The organism is Paenibacillus sp. CMM36 (assembly GCF_053570945.1).
In genome coordinates, this window is record NZ_JBSEDY010000002.1 from 157,645 (window position 1) to 173,926 (window position 16,282).

Sequence of the window (16,282 nt, forward strand, 5' to 3'; positions counted from 1 at the left end):
GCCTTTTGGTAGGTCACTCATTGAATTTTGCAAAATCCTCCGCTGCCGGAATAAGCCTATTTTCCCCAAAGCCTCTTCCAGGTTATTCTGCAATACAGAAATGACCTCCACGGCGTACTGCCCTTTGCCGTGAGAGGTCACCGATTACTATATCTTATCCAATTACCTTAACCTATTCTATTATAAAGGGATTTTTCTCAAGCGTCTACGCGAGACATAACAGCATCGACCAGGTGGCTGATTCTTTGCTCCGCGTCTGATAGCGAGGAACCGCGTACCGCAAAGTATACTTTGATTTTCGGCTCTGTTCCCGAAGGGCGCAGGCAAAACCACGAACCGTCCTCCAGTAAGAATTTGAGTACATTTTCCTGTGGAAGACCGTCCAGACCTTGTGAGTAGTCCAGTACCTTATCTACCTTCACGCCTGCAATCTCTTGAGGCGCGTTGCTACGCCAATCGGTCATTTTGCCCTGAATCTGTGCCACTCCATCCTTACCCTTAAGAGTACGAGACTCCAGCTTCTCAAGGAAGTAGCCAAACTGCTCGTACAGCTCTTGTAAAACATCATAGAGCGTCTTACCTTGTGTGCTGTAATAAGCAGCAGCTTCAGCGATCAGCATAGCCGCCAAGACAGCATCCTTATCGCGAGCATAATTCCCTGCCAAATAACCATAACTCTCTTCATAGCCAAACAAGTAGGTGTACTCGCCAGTTTGATCAAACTGGTTCATTTTCTCGCCAATATACTTGAAGCCAGTTAGCGTGTTAAACACGGTTGCTCCAAAATGTTCGGCAATAACTGCACCCATTTCGCTGGTTACGATGGTTTTGATAACAGCCCCATTATTCGGAAGCTTGCCTGTTTCTTTCAGCTGATTCAACAAGTAGTAAACCATGATCGCACCAGACTGATTACCGGACAATACTACATATTCGCCATCACGGTTTTTCACAACTGCACCCATACGGTCAGCATCAGGGTCTGTTCCGATCAACAGATCTGCACCAATTTTCTCACCCAGCGCAATTGCCAGTTTAAACGCATCGCGTTCTTCTGGGTTTGGCGACTTAACAGTCGAAAATTCAGCATCTGGCAGCTCTTGCTCAGGCACAATATGCACCTGTTCAAAACCGATTTTCTCCAGTACACGACGAACCGGTACATTTCCAGTGCCATGGAGAGGCGTAAACACAACTTTGAAGTTTTTGCCTGGTCCGGCTGCAATCAGCTCACGGTTCACACTCACACTGGCTACCGTATCTACAAACGCTTCATCTTCCTCTTCTCCAAGCCAAACCAACAATCCCTGTGCCTCTGCTTCCTCACGTGTCAGACTGCGAATGTCAGCAAAAGAAGGAACCTCACGGATATAACTAATTACCTGTTCAGCCTGATCAGGAACAAGCTGACCCCCTTCATCGTTGTATACCTTGTATCCATTATACTCAGGAGGATTGTGACTGGCTGTTACAACGATCCCTCCACTGGCTCCCAAATGACGTACACTAAACGAAAGCTGTGGCGTTGGACGCAAGGAAGGGAACAATTTAGCCACGATACCATTGCCCGCCAGCACCAAAGCTGCATCCAGTGCAAATTCTGGTGAAAAATGACGCGAATCATGCGCAATGACAACCGAAGGTTTACCTTCTTTACCAGCATGCTGTTCTAAAATATAGCGAGCCAGCCCTTGAGTCGCACGTCCAATGACGTAACGGTTCATCCGGTTACTCCCTGCTCCGATCACTCCACGCAGACCGCCTGTGCCAAATTCCAGCTCTTTGTAAAAGCGATCCTCCAGTTCCTGCTCGTTGCCTTCCAATGCGCGCAACTCCTGTTTGGTTTCTTCATCAATATAAGGGTCTTGCAGCCAGCTCTCAATGCCTTCTAATGCTTTTTTACTCAACTGCGTCATACGGAATTTCCCCTCTCCATTTTTGGTTTATCAAAACAGGATTTCTATGTACACTTGCACTCGGTTCAGACCTCGTGCTTATGTCGGCAGAGCTTTATTTATTGGGGAGGGTCAGATAGAGCAAACATAATTTCGCCCTCAGCTACTACCGTATCGCCTACTTTAGCCGTAGCTTTCCCTTTGCCAAATGCGCCTTTGGAACGAGTGATTTCCACTTCAAGCGTCAACGTATCCCCAGGAACCACCTGTCCTCGGAAACGGAAACCATCCAATCCTGCCAAGAACCCGATTTTGCCACGATTGCTCTCTAGGTGCAGTAATGCCACTGCCCCAACTTGAGCCAGTGCTTCGGTAATCAACACACCAGGCATAACGGGATACCCCGGAAAATGTCCAATGAAATGAGGCTCATTCATCGTTACATTTTTAATACCTACTGCTCTTTTCCCTTCCTCCAGCTCAATAATACGATCCACCAATAAAAATGGCGCTCGATGTGGGATAATCTCCTGAATTTGATTAACATCCAATTGCAATTTGTCCATTTACCTTAATAACTCCTCCCGCTTGCAGGTCTGACTCTGTATCAATCATGAGTTACTGCAAGCATAATATTACCCCGCCTACGCTGTATAAAAACAGCTCTTGGCGGCAACAATGTTAGATATCCTTCACCTACTGCAGAAGTGGAGGTTGAGATAAGGGGCTTTTTCCGCCGGTTATGCAACCCGAGGCGCGAAGAAGCCCTTTTGCCCGTGCTTGGTTTTACCCCGCAGTGTTATAAACTTCCCCATCATTATACAGTTATCAGATGCAAAAAGAAAATTACGCGGAAGTACCATATTGGGTGCTCCTATTATGGGGTGAAGCGGAGATTCAATTGAGCAAAGGAGGAGGGGCTGCACGATTTATTTGATCTTCCGATCGCTGTTGTCCCTAAATTTTCTCATTTTATAAAACCTGCAAGGTTAAAATTTAGGGGCAAAGGCGAACGCTATCGCTTCTCCAGATTCAAATAAACCCCTCCGCCGAGTTACTTTTGGCTCAAAAGGAAAGCCTCGCTTCGATAATGCTCGCTTGCCGTGAAGGACGAAATAAAATCGAAGCCCCCTGCGATGGCTTCATTGGCTACGTTCCACACGCGCTACGCTGGAGGCCTCTCCCTTAAAAGCATAACAAAACCCTGCGCCACTGGCACAGGGTTTTGTTATGCTATACTCCCCACACAATGGCGGGGGGTTTATTTTAATAAGAGTGGCACTAATGGCGGGTAGCAGCGGAGCGGACTTTTCCCGCCACCCCACTCTTTTAAAGTAAACTTAAGGCGCAAAAATAAGATCAATGACATGCTGCCAGGTTCTCCATTCAAATACGCCTGACAACCCTTGCTTACCTACAATTACATATCCTGCAATTAAGCCGCCTAACAGCGATAACAGGAGCAGCAACGGAACTATGAAATAACGAGCAGTACGCCAGCGGGACTTCGTCTTTACAGGCACCGGACGGGAATCAGATTGTTCTTCTTTCATCACCAAATCCTTAAGCCCTCAGATTGTTGGCCATGTTCATCATCGTATCGCTAGAAGTTAATGCCCGTGCCGCCATTTGATACATCCGCTGAACTTGCATCATATCCGTCATTTCGCCCGCTAAATCCACATTAGATTCCTCGAGATAACCGGAACGCACAGATACGTCCGCTGGAACAGCACCTGCCACACCTGCAGCTCCGAATACATTTGCCTCTGTTACACCATTCAACAACACGAACAGGTTATCATCCCGCTGTTCCAGTCCTTCTGGACGCTGTACATCCATTAGCTTGATTCTCTGACCAACTGTCGGAATCCCAGTTCCATTAGCACGAATCAGCAATTCGCCATCCGAGTTAATAGCCACCTTGGAACCCGCTGGAGCAGTCACAGGAACATCATTGTTATCTAGCACGGAGTAGCCTTCAGCAGTGGTCAACATCATCGTCGCACTATCACTCGGATCAGGAATAAAATGAAAGCTACCATCACGGGTCCAAGCTTTTTGCCCATTTCCCTGAACTTCAAACATGGCATTACCCTGGATCGCCAGATCAGTAGGAAGTCCCGTCTCCTTGAGCGGACCTTGCTCCATATTTTTCATGATTGCGGCCGTTTTAACTCCGTAGCCCAAATTATAACCGAGCGGCATGGCCCGTCCATTTTGGAGATACGTTGAAGGCTGTTGTTTCACATTGGCCAATACATCTTCAAAGGAACCCTGTTTACTCTTATAACCAACTGTATTGACATTGGCAATATTATCGGCAATTAAATCCAAACGCTGCTGCACACTGGCCATAGATACCATTGCACCAATCATGGAGTTGTTCATCACTTACCCCCTGTTATACACGGCCTACTTCATTAACGGCCTTGTCCAAGCTTTTATCATAAAATTGAATTACCTTCTGATTCGCTTCGTACGCTCTTAACGCAGCCATCATATCCACCATTGACTGTGAAGCATCTACATTAGATACCTCCAGGTAACCTTGACGAACGGATACAGCATCATTAGCGGTCATCATTCTAGCTGTAGCACCATCAGTATCATTCAGGCGGAAATTCCCATTACCCTCACGAACGAGCTGATACGGACGATCAATGACACTAATACCGAGCGTCGTCCCCAACGTCTGGTTGGACTGGCTATCTACCAATTCGCCCCGCTCATTTACTTTAAGCGCTGAGACAGCCCCGGTCAATTGAATTGGTTTTCCATTCGTATCCAGCACCGCTGAGCCAGTCGATGAAAGCAATGCTCCCGCTCCATTTACTTGAAAATGCCCGTCACGTGTATAACGAACATTACCATTACTGTCCCGCACCGAAAAAAACGCTTCTGGACGGTAGGTGACTTCACCGTTAGCATTGATGAATTTTCCCGCCTGATCAAAAGCCATAGGTTGACCAGTAGCTGGGTCGTTCACATTAATATTGGACTGTATCGCAAAATCCGTCGCTTGTCCACTGTCCTTTAATGCTCCCTGAATGTAAGGGGAGAGGCTTTCCTCAGCAAAAACGCCAGTATTGAGCTTGCCGACCGTACGGTCCGGGTTATCAGGGTTACCACCCGTCATGGAAATAAGCATTTCGGGGAAAGAACGCTGAACACTGTTCTCCTGTTTGTATCCCGTCGTATTCATATTAGCAATATTTTGCGTCACGGTGTCATGGCGTCGTTGTTGTGTCATCAATCCGGCGGCCGCAGTATATAAACCTCTCAACATGTAACGTGCACCCCAATCCTATACTCTGCTAAAATCATATGCTCGCGCGGAGGCACGAAGGCCAAAATGCTAGGCAACCTGCCTGACCGCACACGAGTCTCTTATAGTCACTATCGGCAGATTAGAACTTTTTCTTAACTACATGATCCAAATTATCTAGCATAATTCCTGTACCTTTAACAACACAATGCATCGGATCTTCGGCAACCAGTACGGGAACGCGCAGTTCTTCAGCAAGTAGCTCGTCCAATCCGCTAAGCAAGGCACCGCCACCAGTCAAAATAACACCACGGTCAATAATATCAGCTGACAGTTCCGGTGGGGTCTGCTCCAATACAAACTTGGCCGCAGCAACAATCGCTGACACAGGATCTCTAAGTGCATCCTGCACTTCATCTGCAGATATACTTAACGTTTTGGGCAATCCGGATACCATATCCCGTCCACGGATGTCCATCTCTGCACGACGTCCACTCGGATGCACAGTTCCGATAGCAATCTTGATATCTTCAGCCGTACGTTCTCCGATCAGAAGCTTGTACTTCGTTTTTACATATTTCATGATGGCTGTATCAAATTTGTCCCCTGCCATTTTAATGGAAGAAGCTGTTACGACATCCCCCATAGAGAGGACTGCAACGTCAGTCGTTCCGCCACCAATATCCACTACCATGTTGCCGCTAGGCTCAAAAATATCCATTCCTGCTCCAATGGCAGCCGCTTTTGGCTCTTCCTCCAAAAATACTTCCTTGGCCCCGCTACGTTCCGCCGCTTCACGAATCGCTTTTTGCTCCACTGAGGTAATGTTCGTTGGCGCACAAATTAGAATACGAGGGTGGCTGTACCAGCTTTTCCCCCCCACCCGATTGATAAAATATTTTAACATCGCTTCTGTTACTTCAAAATCGGCGATGACACCATCACGTAATGGACGGATGGCTATGATATTACCAGGAGTACGTCCCACCATACGGCGCGCTTCCTCTCCGACAGCCAGGACTCTTTTTGTATCGCTTTCTATCGCGACAACGGAAGGTTCATCAAGAACAACCCCCTTCCCTTTGACGTGGATAAGCACGTTGGCCGTACCGAGGTCGATACCGATATCATTACTGAACATATTAAAAAGGCCCCCAAAGTGATATTTTAAAAAGCTAAGATTCGACAAGAAGCGGCAAATATATGTATAAACCTACGGTTACATGTCATTTTTCGTCTTGTACCATCTTTTAACATATCATACTTCAGGGGGTTGATTCAATGGCTTTGCCAGCCAATTCACTATATATTTTTAGGACTTGCCGGAAACGAGAATCTCCCTTCGTTTGCCACTCGTTTTTTTGTACTTAATTTTCGTGGCTTCTCCCCCCCGCAGATGGCGGATGGATTTATGGTATTCAAGAATGTGCTTCACCTGATCGGCAAGATCCGGGTTGATTTCAGGCAGCCGTTCGGTCAGATCTTTATGCACCGTGCTCTTGGAGACACCAAATTCCTTGGCAATCGTACGGACCGTATTCCTTGTTTCCACGATACAGCGACCGATTTTGATGGTCCGTTCCTTGATGTAATCGTGCACGCTCCCGCCTCCCTACTGTGGATAGTTTGGTACATTATATGAGGAGCGTGCCTATATATTCGCGGTTTGGCGGGAAGACATGCTTCGGAAGGCCTATTTATTTGGCAAAAGCAGCTTATGTTTACCTTATGCACAAAAACTACACAAGAAAAAAGCAGGGAATATGGATTCCCCGCTTTGCATGCAAAGCCATGACCAGATTTATTTTTTAGGAAGCAGACCTGCTGGATTCACAGGCTTGTCATCCTGATACACTTCAAAATGCAAATGTGTTTTCAAATCCTTTTCAAGCTCGTTACGACCCGCTGAAGCAATCACATCGTTTTGTTTCACTTGATCGCCTTCTTTTACTTTCAGATCACTCAAGCTTTGGTACACCGTTTTGAGATTATTATCATGCGTAATTTCTACGACATTACCTACCAGCGGATGTTGTTCCACACGAGATACTTTGCCACTCAGGGCGGCTCTTACTTCAAACGCCTGATCGTCAGTCCGGGAAAGATCAATCCCAGTGTTAGCGGTAAATGTTTTATCGTACTCTACCATAGCTGCCGCCTGCTCATCAGCGGTCGCGTTCTCATCAAAGAACGGCTTTACGACCTGTACTGCGCCAGCATCTGCCACTGGCCATGCGATATTTTCCGACTGGGCAACGACTTCCACGCTTTCTGGCTGTTGTCCGTTAACATCGGTATTCACTGCACTTGTGCTTTGTACCGATGGACTAGCTGGGTCAGGTTTGAAAGACTTCTGGCTGGCATCCTGATAGACCCACACTAAAGTTAGTATAATGGCTGCTGCGGCAATGTAGGCTGCCGGGTATGCCCACCTTTTGGACAACAGCTTTTTCCACGAAGACGGCCGTGAAGCTCTTCCACCCTGAAAGGTTTTGGGTGTTTCTTCATGGTTTTGGTTCTGGTTTTTATTTTGTTCATTCATTTGCTCATCACCTCAGTAACCAGTGTTACCGGGTGCAACTCTTTTATACTTCAAAGTTTCGAAATATTTACTAACTTAGAATACGAGAGGCTTGCGCAAAAGAAATGCCAGTATAATAGTGAAGGAGTATTTGAGTGGCAGTATGACCTTCTTTGGCCATTCCATTGGCTCCCCACTGACTCATACCAACACCATGACCATAACCATAGGTTGTTATAGCAATCCGGTCCCCTTCAGCCTTCCACGTAAACTCAGCCGAACGCAACCCCAGTTTGTTACGGATCTCCGGTCCTGTAAAGATTGAGCCACCAACTTCAATCTTCTTGATGCGATGTCCTTCTGTCTTGGAGAGTATACGAATTTCTGGCATACTTCCTCCTCCAGTAGAGGCGGCAATTGCAGTACGACTTAACCCCAATCTATCGAACACGCTTTGACGACTCAGTGTGACGGTTTCTGTATAACGCGGGGCCAACTGCTTGTCCCATGGACTTGATACGCTTCGTAAATAGGGCACTGCCTTCGCCCACACATCCTCTGAATTTTCGGTGTAGCCATTGCTAGTAGAAAAAAAAAGATGCCGTAATGGGCTTGCCTTCATATACCATGATCGTATCCTTGGTGTCTCGTACGGCCTGCTGAATTTTAGCCAGCTCTGCGGATTTACCAGAATGCCCCCATTCTCTAGTAAGTTTAGCTTTGGAGATATAAGCCTGATGTTTAACAGTATCCGTCACATCTGCTCCCGCAGGGGCACCGCTAGTGTCATCAGCCAGCAAGCGCCGGGCAATGAAGGTACGCGCGGCAATGGCCTGCGCTTTCAGTGCCTCCCCCTCGAAGCTGGGCGGCATTTCGGCGGCTACTACGCCGACAATGTATTGCTCCAGCGGTAACGTCTCCGTGCGACCGGTGGACGTGACATACACACGCACGTCCGGCTCTGCCGCCGGTACGCTGCGCGTTGGAGCAGCGGGCACCGCTGGCATCGGCGGGACGCCCGGTAAGCGCGTGACGGGCGCCTCACCCTTTGCCGTCACGCTAGGCGCAGCCGGTGCTGCCGTGCGGCTGCTTGGCGGCACCGGCTGCGCCGTCTGGCGAGGCCACGCCATTAGCGCGGGCACAGCCATGGCAAGCACCAGCACCCCTGCCATGGCGGCGAATGGCAGCCATGGGCGGCGGCTGCCCCAGCGTGGGGCACGCCCGGCGGAAGGACGCAGGTGCGGCAGCGGGCTTGCAACGCGTGTGTCATGGGCCGCTACACCAGCGATAGGCAGAGCCGTATCAACGGAGTTCGCAGCGGAAGACACGGCTGTTGTACGCCGATTGGGCTTGACGCCAGTCGGCAATGTACCTCTTGCGTCCGGCTGCTGTTGCATAAGCTTATTTTTCTGTAACAAGGTAGCTATAGAGCCAGTGTCTTCCTCCGCAAGTGAAGCCTGGCGATGTTCCTTAGGATGATGAATGGGTATACGGATGCGAACCTGCGAATCTTTCATAGGCTGAACCTCCATCAAAGGGCTAAGTGTCCGGCTGGAAGTATAGATATACTCCAGCAGATATTTTCAATCATATGAAGTCGTCCACTTTGATAGAACCATTTTAAGAGAACTGAAAGAATGAAAAAGACTGGCTATAAACAATAAAAAGAACCAAGTCCTCTCGGACTTGGTTCTTCGTTGTTTAAGAATATACGTATGCAACATGAAGCTACATGCGTTAAAGCTTAGGCGAGGGAAGGCTGAATCTTCTTAAACAGATTCCCAGACGCCTCTTCCGGCATTACGCGCTCTGTACTGGGTGAATGATCCAGTTTGGACTCTTCCACGGTCACTCTGTAAATGTCCGCTCCCAATCCGGTCAGCTTCTCAGCCAAATGAACGTAACCACGATCGATGTGATGTACACCAGATACTTCCGTTGTACCTTCTGCAATGAGTCCGGTCAGAATTAACGCAGCACCTGCACGCAAATCTGTAGAGGTTACTTTCGCACCTGTCAGCTTAGCATTACCCGTTACAATGGCAGAACGGCCTTCGACCTTAATCTCCGCATTCATGAGATGAAATTCATCCACATGCATGAAACGATTTTCAAACACGGTTTCCGTAATAATGCTCGTTCCTTCAGCGGCAAGCTGAAGTGCCATCATCTGTGACTGCATATCGGTGGGAAAACCTGGATAAGGCAACGTTTTAACATCAACGGCTTTTAACGGCTTATCTGCAATGACACGAATTCCGTTCTCATCAGGTTGAATGGTTACACCCATTTCTTCCATCTTGGAAATAACCGGACCCAAATGATCGGATATTGCGCCTTCTACATATACGTTCCCGCCTGTGATCGCAGCAGCAACCATATAAGTACCTGCTTCTACCCGGTCGGGAATGACGGTATGTTTTACACCATGCAGCTTCTCAACGCCTTCAATACGAATAACGCCCGTGCCCGCACCACGTACTTTGGCACCCATTCCATTCAGGAAATTTGCGAGATCAACAATCTCGGGTTCCTTAGCGGCATTCTCGATGGTAGTTACGCCCTCAGCAAGAGTAGCGGCCATCATAATATTCTCGGTTGCCCCTACGCTGGCTACATCCAAATAAACTTTAGCTCCACGCAGACGCCCGTTACTTTTAGCTTCAATAAAACCTTGGCCCAGGCTAATTTCCGCGCCCAATGCCTCAAAACCCTTCAAATGCTGATCAATGGGTCGCGTTCCGATTGCGCATCCGCCTGGAAGCGAGATTCTTGTGCGTCCCAAACGTGTAAGCAGCGGTCCCATAACCAAGAATGAAGCGCGCATTTTCCTAACCCACTCGTAAGGGGCTTCACAGGAAATTATCTTCCGCGCGTCAACACGAATGACCTCATCTTGGTATGTAACGCCTGCTCCTAAGGACTCCAGCACTTTGTTAATGGTCATCACATCGTCTAGAGGAGGTGCATCAATAATAACACTTTCTCCTTCTTCTCCTAGCAGAGAAGCGGCGATGATCGGCAGAACTGAGTTTTTGGCTCCGCTGACTTTGACACTCCCGGTCAATCTGTTGCCACCGCGGACGATAAATTTGCTCATCTATGGTTCCCTCCGCGCGTCATTTCTCTTTTCCATTCTGGAAAAAAAGAACATATTCCGCTATTTTCATGCCTTGCTTTTTCATTACATAAAAAAACAAGATTTTACTAATACCCTAACTGCCATCATACCACTGATTAAAACAAGTATACAAGCGTTTTTTTGTACTTGACGACCATTGTACTCTAACTGATTCAGCCAGCTATACATGCATGGTTCTTTTGTTTACCATTGTTAACAATATGACGCGATGTTATTCGACAATTCCCGCAGAGACACAGTCATAAGGTCATATAACCCGCCTACTTCATGTTAAAACAAATTCTAGAGCATCTGGCTCCAAGAGATGTAGCTCAACAGGAACCCCGAAACCAACTGTCCCAAAATAATAGCAAGAAACAAGTGCAGCAATCTGCCCTGCGGTCCTTTCGGTTGTCGGATTAACAAATCCAGCTTTAAGCTCTGTAAAGCCCACCAAGCTAATGCTATACAAATGAGCGATACGATCATAGAGATCAGCGCGGTCATACTCGCCGATTGACTTAGCTGTTCTGCCAATTGCTGTTTCCCGTTCAACCTTAATTCCCCCCATCTGCGTCACAGACTTCTTTATAATACTCGGCGAACGCCTAATATGCCAGTGCTATTTCTGTTTTTAGGACATTTATTTCGACAAAATGTGATTAATCACTTCTGTTTCGTGAATTTAAAAGGTACTAAATACCTAGCAGCCAGGCAAGAAATAGGACTGTACATTTGGTAATAACAGCTAAAAAAGAGTCCGATCACAGTGATCGAAGGAAGCAAGGTTCCTCCTCACCCTCTACCGGACATTTTCTGGCAGAAGTTATGAATTGGTCTCCTTGTCGTTCCATCCGTATACTATGCCGAACCCTTTTAAAATTCCACTTAAACTCCAATATTAATTCTTATTGGTTCTGATGCTTGTAGCATTTAGACGGTTAAGCGCCCGTTGCAGAGCTACTTCCGCCCGATGATGATCTATCTGTTCCTGCTTGCTCTGGAGCCGCAGTTCTGCCCGCTCCCTTGCCGCACGGGCACGCTCCACATCAATTTCTTCGGAACGTTCCGCACTCTCAGCCAAAATGACCACTTTATCCTTGCGGACTTCAAGAAAGCCCCCATTGACCGCGATCACTTCAGTTTGACCACCGATTTTAATGCGTATCGGTGCAATCTTCAAGGGAGTGACCAAGGGAAGGTGTCCGGGCAAAATCCCAAGATCGCCTTCCGAGCCGCGAACACTGATGCTGTTTACCTGTTCTGTATAGACCAGGCGCTCCGGCGTCACAATCTCTAGTAAATACGTGCTCACTTGAATCCCTCCTGGAAGCTGTCCGCAGACAGCTCACTTCGTAAGGCTCGGCTAATCTTTGCCTGTATGTTTACAGCGTTTTAGCTTTTTCAACTGCTTCTTCGATGGCTCCTACAAAAAGGAAGGCCGCTTCTGGAAGGTGGTCATACTTGCCTTCCAAAATTTCTTTGAAGCTTCGTACAGTTTCTTTAACCGGCACATATTTACCCGGGAAGCCGTTAAATGTTTCGGCAACGTGGAAAGGTTGAGAAAGGAAACGCTGGATTTTACGTGCACGTGCTACCAACATTTTATCTTCTTCACTCAGCTCATCCATACCCAGGATGGCAATGATATCCTGAAGCTCATTGTAGCGGGCCAAAATTTGTTTTACCCCTTGCGCTACATTGTAATGCTCTTCACCCACAACGTCTGGAGCCAAAATCCGGGAGCTTGATGCAAGTGGATCAACCGCCGGGTAAATACCCATTTCGGAAATTTTACGTTCCAGATTCGTTGTAGCATCCAAATGGGCAAACGTTGTAGCAGGAGCAGGGTCAGTGTAGTCATCCGCAGGCACGTAGATCGCCTGAATGGAAGTAACGGAACCTTTTTTAGTAGAAGTAATCCGTTCTTGCAATTGACCCATCTCAGTAGCCAGCGTAGGCTGGTAACCTACTGCTGAAGGCATACGTCCCAACAGGGCAGAAACCTCAGAACCCGCTTGGGTAAAGCGGAAAATGTTATCAATAAAGAGCAACACGTCACGGCCTTCTTGGTCACGGAAGTATTCCGCCATCGTCAGACCTGTGAGAGCTACACGCAAACGTGCACCCGGAGGCTCGTTCATTTGTCCGAACACCATCGCTGTTTTGTTGATAACGCCGGAATCTCTCATTTCATGGTACAAGTCATTTCCTTCACGTGTGCGTTCACCTACACCCGCAAATACAGAAATACCACCATGCTCCTGAGCGATATTGTTAATCAATTCTTGAATGGTTACGGTTTTACCTACACCAGCACCACCAAACAATCCGACTTTACCACCTTTGGCATAAGGAGCCAGCAAGTCGATAACTTTAATACCGGTTTCGAGCATCTCTGCTTGAGTTGTCAGCTCATCGAAAGAAGGAGCTTGACGGTGAATTGGGTTTCTAGCCGTTTCACTCATATCAGCACCATTATCAATTGGCGTTCCAAGTACGTTAAATACGCGTCCAAGAGTTGCTTCGCCGACAGGTACTGAAATAGGTGCTCCCAGATCTATGGCTTCAGCTCCACGAACCAAACCATCTGTGGAAGACATGGCAATACAACGCACACGGTTGTCACCTAGATGTTTTGAAGCTTCGAGCGTCAGGTCAATTTTGACTCCGCTCTCCAGCACAGTCCCAATATGAATGGCATTCAGGATTTCCGGAAGTTGTCCACGTTCAAACTCAACGTCGACAACCGGACCCATGATGCTCACTACGCGTCCTTTGTTCATCTTTTGGTTTCCCTCCTACAAGCTTGCACAGCCGCAAATCCGAACCACTCTGATTTGTTTTGCGCCCGCAATTTATCATAATAGTGTAGACTCTGCTATAAAACAGTCGCTATAAGCCTGATTAAGACTGAGCACTTGCTCCTGCAACGATTTCCGTAATTTCCTGGGTAATAGCCGCTTGACGAGCACGGTTATAGGTCAAGGAAAGCTCACCAATTAACTTGGAAGCATTCTTCGTAGCAGATCCCATTGCCGTCATCTTCGCTCCCAGTTCACTAGCTTTACCATCCAGCAAAGCGCCGTAAATGAGCGTTTCCGCGTAACGTGGCAGCAATACTTCCAGCACTCCTTCTGGTGAAGGCTCATACTCATAGTTAATTGAGGATGAAGCTGTAGCTGAATCCGGTGTCGCCATTGGTAACAGACGGTCAACTGTTGGAATTTGAGTCAATGCGTTGACAAAGCGGTTATAGCATAGATAAAGCTCATCAAATTCTTTAAGTTCAAAGCCTTGTACAGCCTTGCTTGCAATCGTTTTGATATCTGCAAAAGCAGGTGTATCCGACAGATCTGTTACTGATTCAGCGATAGGAAATTCACGACGTCTAAAATAATCCCGTCCTTTTCGCCCAATGATGAAAATCACAAATTCATCCTGTGAACGGTGACGTTCAGAAATCGTCTGCGTAACCTGTCGTAAAATATTGGCGTTATAACCACCAGCCAGACCACGATCAGATGTAATGATGAGATAAGCAGTCTTTTTAACCGGACGCGTTTCCAGCATTGGATGCTTGATGTTATTCGCTCCAGAAGCAATGCTACTCACAACTTCCTTAAGCTTTTCCGAGTAAGGACGAGCCGACTCCGCTTTCTCCTGAGCTTTTCTCAGCTTGGATGCAGCGACCATTTCCATCGCTTTCGTGATCTGCTTCGTACTCTGCACACTTTTAATCTGACGTTTAATCTCGCGCATACCTTTTGCCATGATTTCACCACCTTCAAGCTTTGGCAAAGCCAAAGCTAACTTCGTAAGATTCAAATCCAGCCGGGCATATGTTAAAGGGCCTGTTATTGAGGGTAAAACATGCCAAGGAAGCCAAAACCCGGAGGGCACGCTTCCTTAGAACATCTTTCATCATAAACAGGCAAATTCCAATGTATTATACCGACGTGGCGAATGATTTTTTGAATTTCTCGATAGCTGCCTTCAAAGCCGTTTCGTTATCAGCCACCAAGTCTTTCGTGTCGCGGATAGATTGAAGCACGTCCTGATGGTCAGACACCATGAAAGACAGGAAGTCTTTTTCAAAACGTTTTACATCCGCTACAGGGATATCATCAAGGAAGCCTTTTACAGCAGTATACAAGCTCACTACTTGTTGCTCTACAGCAAGCGGTTGGTTAACACCCTGTTTCAGAATTTCCATCATGCGTGCGCCGCGATCCAAACGGGCTTTTGTGGATTTATCCAAGTCGGACCCGAATTGGGAGAACGCTTGAAGCTCACGATATTGAGCAAGATCCAGACGCAGGGAACCTGCTACCTTTTTCATCGCTTTAATCTGAGCTGAACCACCTACACGAGATACGGAAATACCTACGTTGATCGCCGGACGTTGTCCTGCATAGAACAAGTCAGCTTCCAGGAAGATCTGTCCATCTGTGATGGAGATAACATTGGTTGGAATATATGCAGAAACGTCGGAAGCCTGTGTCTCGATGAACGGCAATGCGGTAAGTGATCCGCCGCCCAACTCATCATTCAGCTTCGCTGCACGTTCCAGCAAGCGAGAGTGAAGATAGAAAACGTCACCCGGATATGCTTCACGGCCCGGTGGACGACGCAGCAACAGGGACAATTCCCGGTAAGCTGACGCTTGTTTAGTCAAGTCATCATAAACAACAAGGACATGCTCGCCTTTGTACATGAAATACTCACCCATAGCGCAGCCAGAGTAAGGAGCAATGTACAGCAATGGTGATGGCTCGGAAGCTGATGCCGTAACGACAATCGTATATTCCAGCGCACCGTGACGACGCAATGTTTCAACAACTTGAGCTACCGTGGATTGTTTTTGACCAATAGCGACATAAATACATTTCATGCCGTTACCTTTTTGGTTCAAAATTGCATCGATTGCGATAGATGTTTTACCTGTTTGACGGTCACCGATGATCAACTCACGTTGACCACGGCCAATTGGAACCATCGCATCAATAGCTTTAATCCCCGTCTGCATAGGCTCATGTACCGATTTACGGGCCATAACGCCTGGAGCCTGACTTTCAACCGGACGGAATTCTGTTGTAGCAATCGGTCCTTTACCGTCTACTGGTTGCCCCAATGGGTTAACTACACGTCCAATCATTGCTTCCCCTACAGGGACCTGCATGATCTGGCCTGTACGTTTTACTTGACCACCTTCACGAATGTCGGAGAATTGACCCAAAATAACAACACCGACATTGCTTTCTTCCACGTTGAGCGCCAAGCCCAATACGCCAGTGTCGAATTCAACCAATTCACCGGCCATAACTTTTTCCAGTCCGTAGACGCGGGCAATACCGTCGCCGACTTCAACAACAGTGCCGACTTCAACGACCTCGATATCATTTTTATATTGTTCAATCTGACTTTTAATCAATGAACTGATTTCCTCAGGTTTGATACTCAAGTGTGTTCACCCC

At 47.4% G+C, this 16,282-nt stretch carries 14 protein-coding genes and 1 pseudogene; all 15 read right to left on the minus strand.

The features are described 5' to 3' along the window. Positions 1-197: 197 nt before the first annotated feature. The 15 genes and pseudogenes from ACWA2B_RS04675 to atpA all read right to left on the minus strand — a co-directional run bounded on the left by ACWA2B_RS04675 (position 198) and on the right by atpA (position 16,269). The gene (locus ACWA2B_RS04675; RefSeq protein ID WP_318627936.1) at positions 198-1,916 is read right to left on the minus strand and encodes a phospho-sugar mutase; all 1,719 of its coding nucleotides are present in this window, start codon (positions 1,914-1,916) and stop codon (positions 198-200) included. A 98-nt stretch (positions 1,917-2,014) separates the two neighbouring features. Beyond that, positions 2,015-2,461: a 3-hydroxyacyl-ACP dehydratase FabZ gene (gene fabZ, locus ACWA2B_RS04680; protein ID WP_013312312.1), complete on the minus strand. Its 447-nt coding sequence runs from the start codon at positions 2,459-2,461 to the stop codon at positions 2,015-2,017. A 774-nt stretch (positions 2,462-3,235) separates the two neighbouring features. Next, positions 3,236-3,448, minus strand: a complete 213-nt coding sequence (locus ACWA2B_RS04685) for a DNA-directed RNA polymerase subunit beta (protein WP_069010007.1) — start codon at positions 3,446-3,448, stop codon at positions 3,236-3,238. A 10-nt stretch (positions 3,449-3,458) separates the two neighbouring features. Further along, positions 3,459-4,286, minus strand: a complete 828-nt coding sequence (locus ACWA2B_RS04690) for a flagellar hook-basal body protein (RefSeq protein WP_069010008.1) — start codon at positions 4,284-4,286, stop codon at positions 3,459-3,461. Between the two features lie 13 nt (positions 4,287-4,299). Further along, positions 4,300-5,184, minus strand: a complete 885-nt coding sequence (locus ACWA2B_RS04695; protein WP_069010009.1) for a flagellar hook-basal body protein — start codon at positions 5,182-5,184, stop codon at positions 4,300-4,302. 121 nt (positions 5,185-5,305) lie between these two features. Beyond that, the gene (mreB, locus tag ACWA2B_RS04700) at positions 5,306-6,304 is read right to left on the minus strand and encodes a rod shape-determining protein (RefSeq protein WP_023990703.1); all 999 of its coding nucleotides are present in this window, start codon (positions 6,302-6,304) and stop codon (positions 5,306-5,308) included. A 171-nt stretch (positions 6,305-6,475) separates the two neighbouring features. Further along, positions 6,476-6,763 (minus strand): sporulation transcriptional regulator SpoIIID, encoded by a 288-nt coding sequence (spoIIID, locus tag ACWA2B_RS04705; RefSeq protein ID WP_007432737.1) that lies wholly within the window; start codon positions 6,761-6,763, stop codon positions 6,476-6,478. 201 nt (positions 6,764-6,964) lie between these two features. Further along, positions 6,965-7,705, minus strand: coding sequence for a M23 family metallopeptidase (locus ACWA2B_RS04710; protein ID WP_029514614.1), 741 nt, complete (start codon positions 7,703-7,705; stop codon positions 6,965-6,967). 70 nt (positions 7,706-7,775) lie between these two features. Then, a pseudogene (gene spoIID / locus ACWA2B_RS04715) lies at positions 7,776-9,201 on the minus strand (stage II sporulation protein D). A 227-nt stretch (positions 9,202-9,428) separates the two neighbouring features. Continuing rightward, positions 9,429-10,784 (minus strand): UDP-N-acetylglucosamine 1-carboxyvinyltransferase, encoded by a 1,356-nt coding sequence (murA, locus tag ACWA2B_RS04720; RefSeq protein ID WP_029518503.1) that lies wholly within the window; start codon positions 10,782-10,784, stop codon positions 9,429-9,431. A 324-nt stretch (positions 10,785-11,108) separates the two neighbouring features. Further along, positions 11,109-11,360, minus strand: a complete 252-nt coding sequence (locus ACWA2B_RS04725) for a DUF1146 family protein (RefSeq protein WP_013373430.1) — start codon at positions 11,358-11,360, stop codon at positions 11,109-11,111. 346 nt (positions 11,361-11,706) lie between these two features. Further along, positions 11,707-12,120: a F0F1 ATP synthase subunit epsilon gene (locus ACWA2B_RS04730; RefSeq protein ID WP_013312322.1), complete on the minus strand. Its 414-nt coding sequence runs from the start codon at positions 12,118-12,120 to the stop codon at positions 11,707-11,709. 70 nt (positions 12,121-12,190) lie between these two features. Next, positions 12,191-13,591 carry a F0F1 ATP synthase subunit beta gene (gene atpD / locus ACWA2B_RS04735; protein ID WP_029518505.1) on the minus strand — a complete coding sequence of 467 codons (1,401 nt, stop codon included), beginning with the start codon at positions 13,589-13,591 and terminating at the stop codon, positions 12,191-12,193. 121 nt (positions 13,592-13,712) lie between these two features. Then, positions 13,713-14,579: an ATP synthase F1 subunit gamma gene (gene atpG, locus ACWA2B_RS04740; protein WP_023990707.1), complete on the minus strand. Its 867-nt coding sequence runs from the start codon at positions 14,577-14,579 to the stop codon at positions 13,713-13,715. A gap of 175 nt (positions 14,580-14,754) precedes the next feature. Beyond that, on the minus strand, positions 14,755-16,269 hold the full coding sequence (atpA, locus tag ACWA2B_RS04745) for a F0F1 ATP synthase subunit alpha (RefSeq protein ID WP_029518506.1): 1,515 nt from the start codon (positions 16,267-16,269) through the stop codon (positions 14,755-14,757). Positions 16,270-16,282: the final 13 nt, after the last annotated feature.

Bases quoted from the DNA above. Each gene is read 5' to 3' on its own strand.
- ACWA2B_RS04675 (WP_318627936.1), bottom strand. From the start codon at position 1,916: ATGACGCAGTTGAGTAAAAAAGCATTAGAAGGCATTGAGAGCTGGCTG.
- fabZ (WP_013312312.1), bottom strand. From the start codon at position 2,461: ATGGACAAATTGCAATTGGATGTTAATCAAATTCAGGAGATTATCCCA.
- ACWA2B_RS04685 (WP_069010007.1), bottom strand. From the start codon at position 3,448: ATGAAAGAAGAACAATCTGATTCCCGTCCGGTGCCTGTAAAGACGAAG.
- ACWA2B_RS04690 (WP_069010008.1), bottom strand. From the start codon at position 4,286: ATGAACAACTCCATGATTGGTGCAATGGTATCTATGGCCAGTGTGCAG.
- ACWA2B_RS04695 (WP_069010009.1), bottom strand. From the start codon at position 5,184: ATGTTGAGAGGTTTATATACTGCGGCCGCCGGATTGATGACACAACAA.
- mreB (WP_023990703.1), bottom strand. From the start codon at position 6,304: ATGTTCAGTAATGATATCGGTATCGACCTCGGTACGGCCAACGTGCTT.
- ACWA2B_RS04710 (WP_029514614.1), bottom strand. From the start codon at position 7,705: ATGAATGAACAAAATAAAAACCAGAACCAAAACCATGAAGAAACACCC.
- murA (WP_029518503.1), bottom strand. From the start codon at position 10,784: ATGAGCAAATTTATCGTCCGCGGTGGCAACAGATTGACCGGGAGTGTC.
- atpD (WP_029518505.1), bottom strand. From the start codon at position 13,591: ATGAACAAAGGACGCGTAGTGAGCATCATGGGTCCGGTTGTCGACGTT.
- atpG (WP_023990707.1), bottom strand. From the start codon at position 14,579: ATGGCAAAAGGTATGCGCGAGATTAAACGTCAGATTAAAAGTGTGCAG.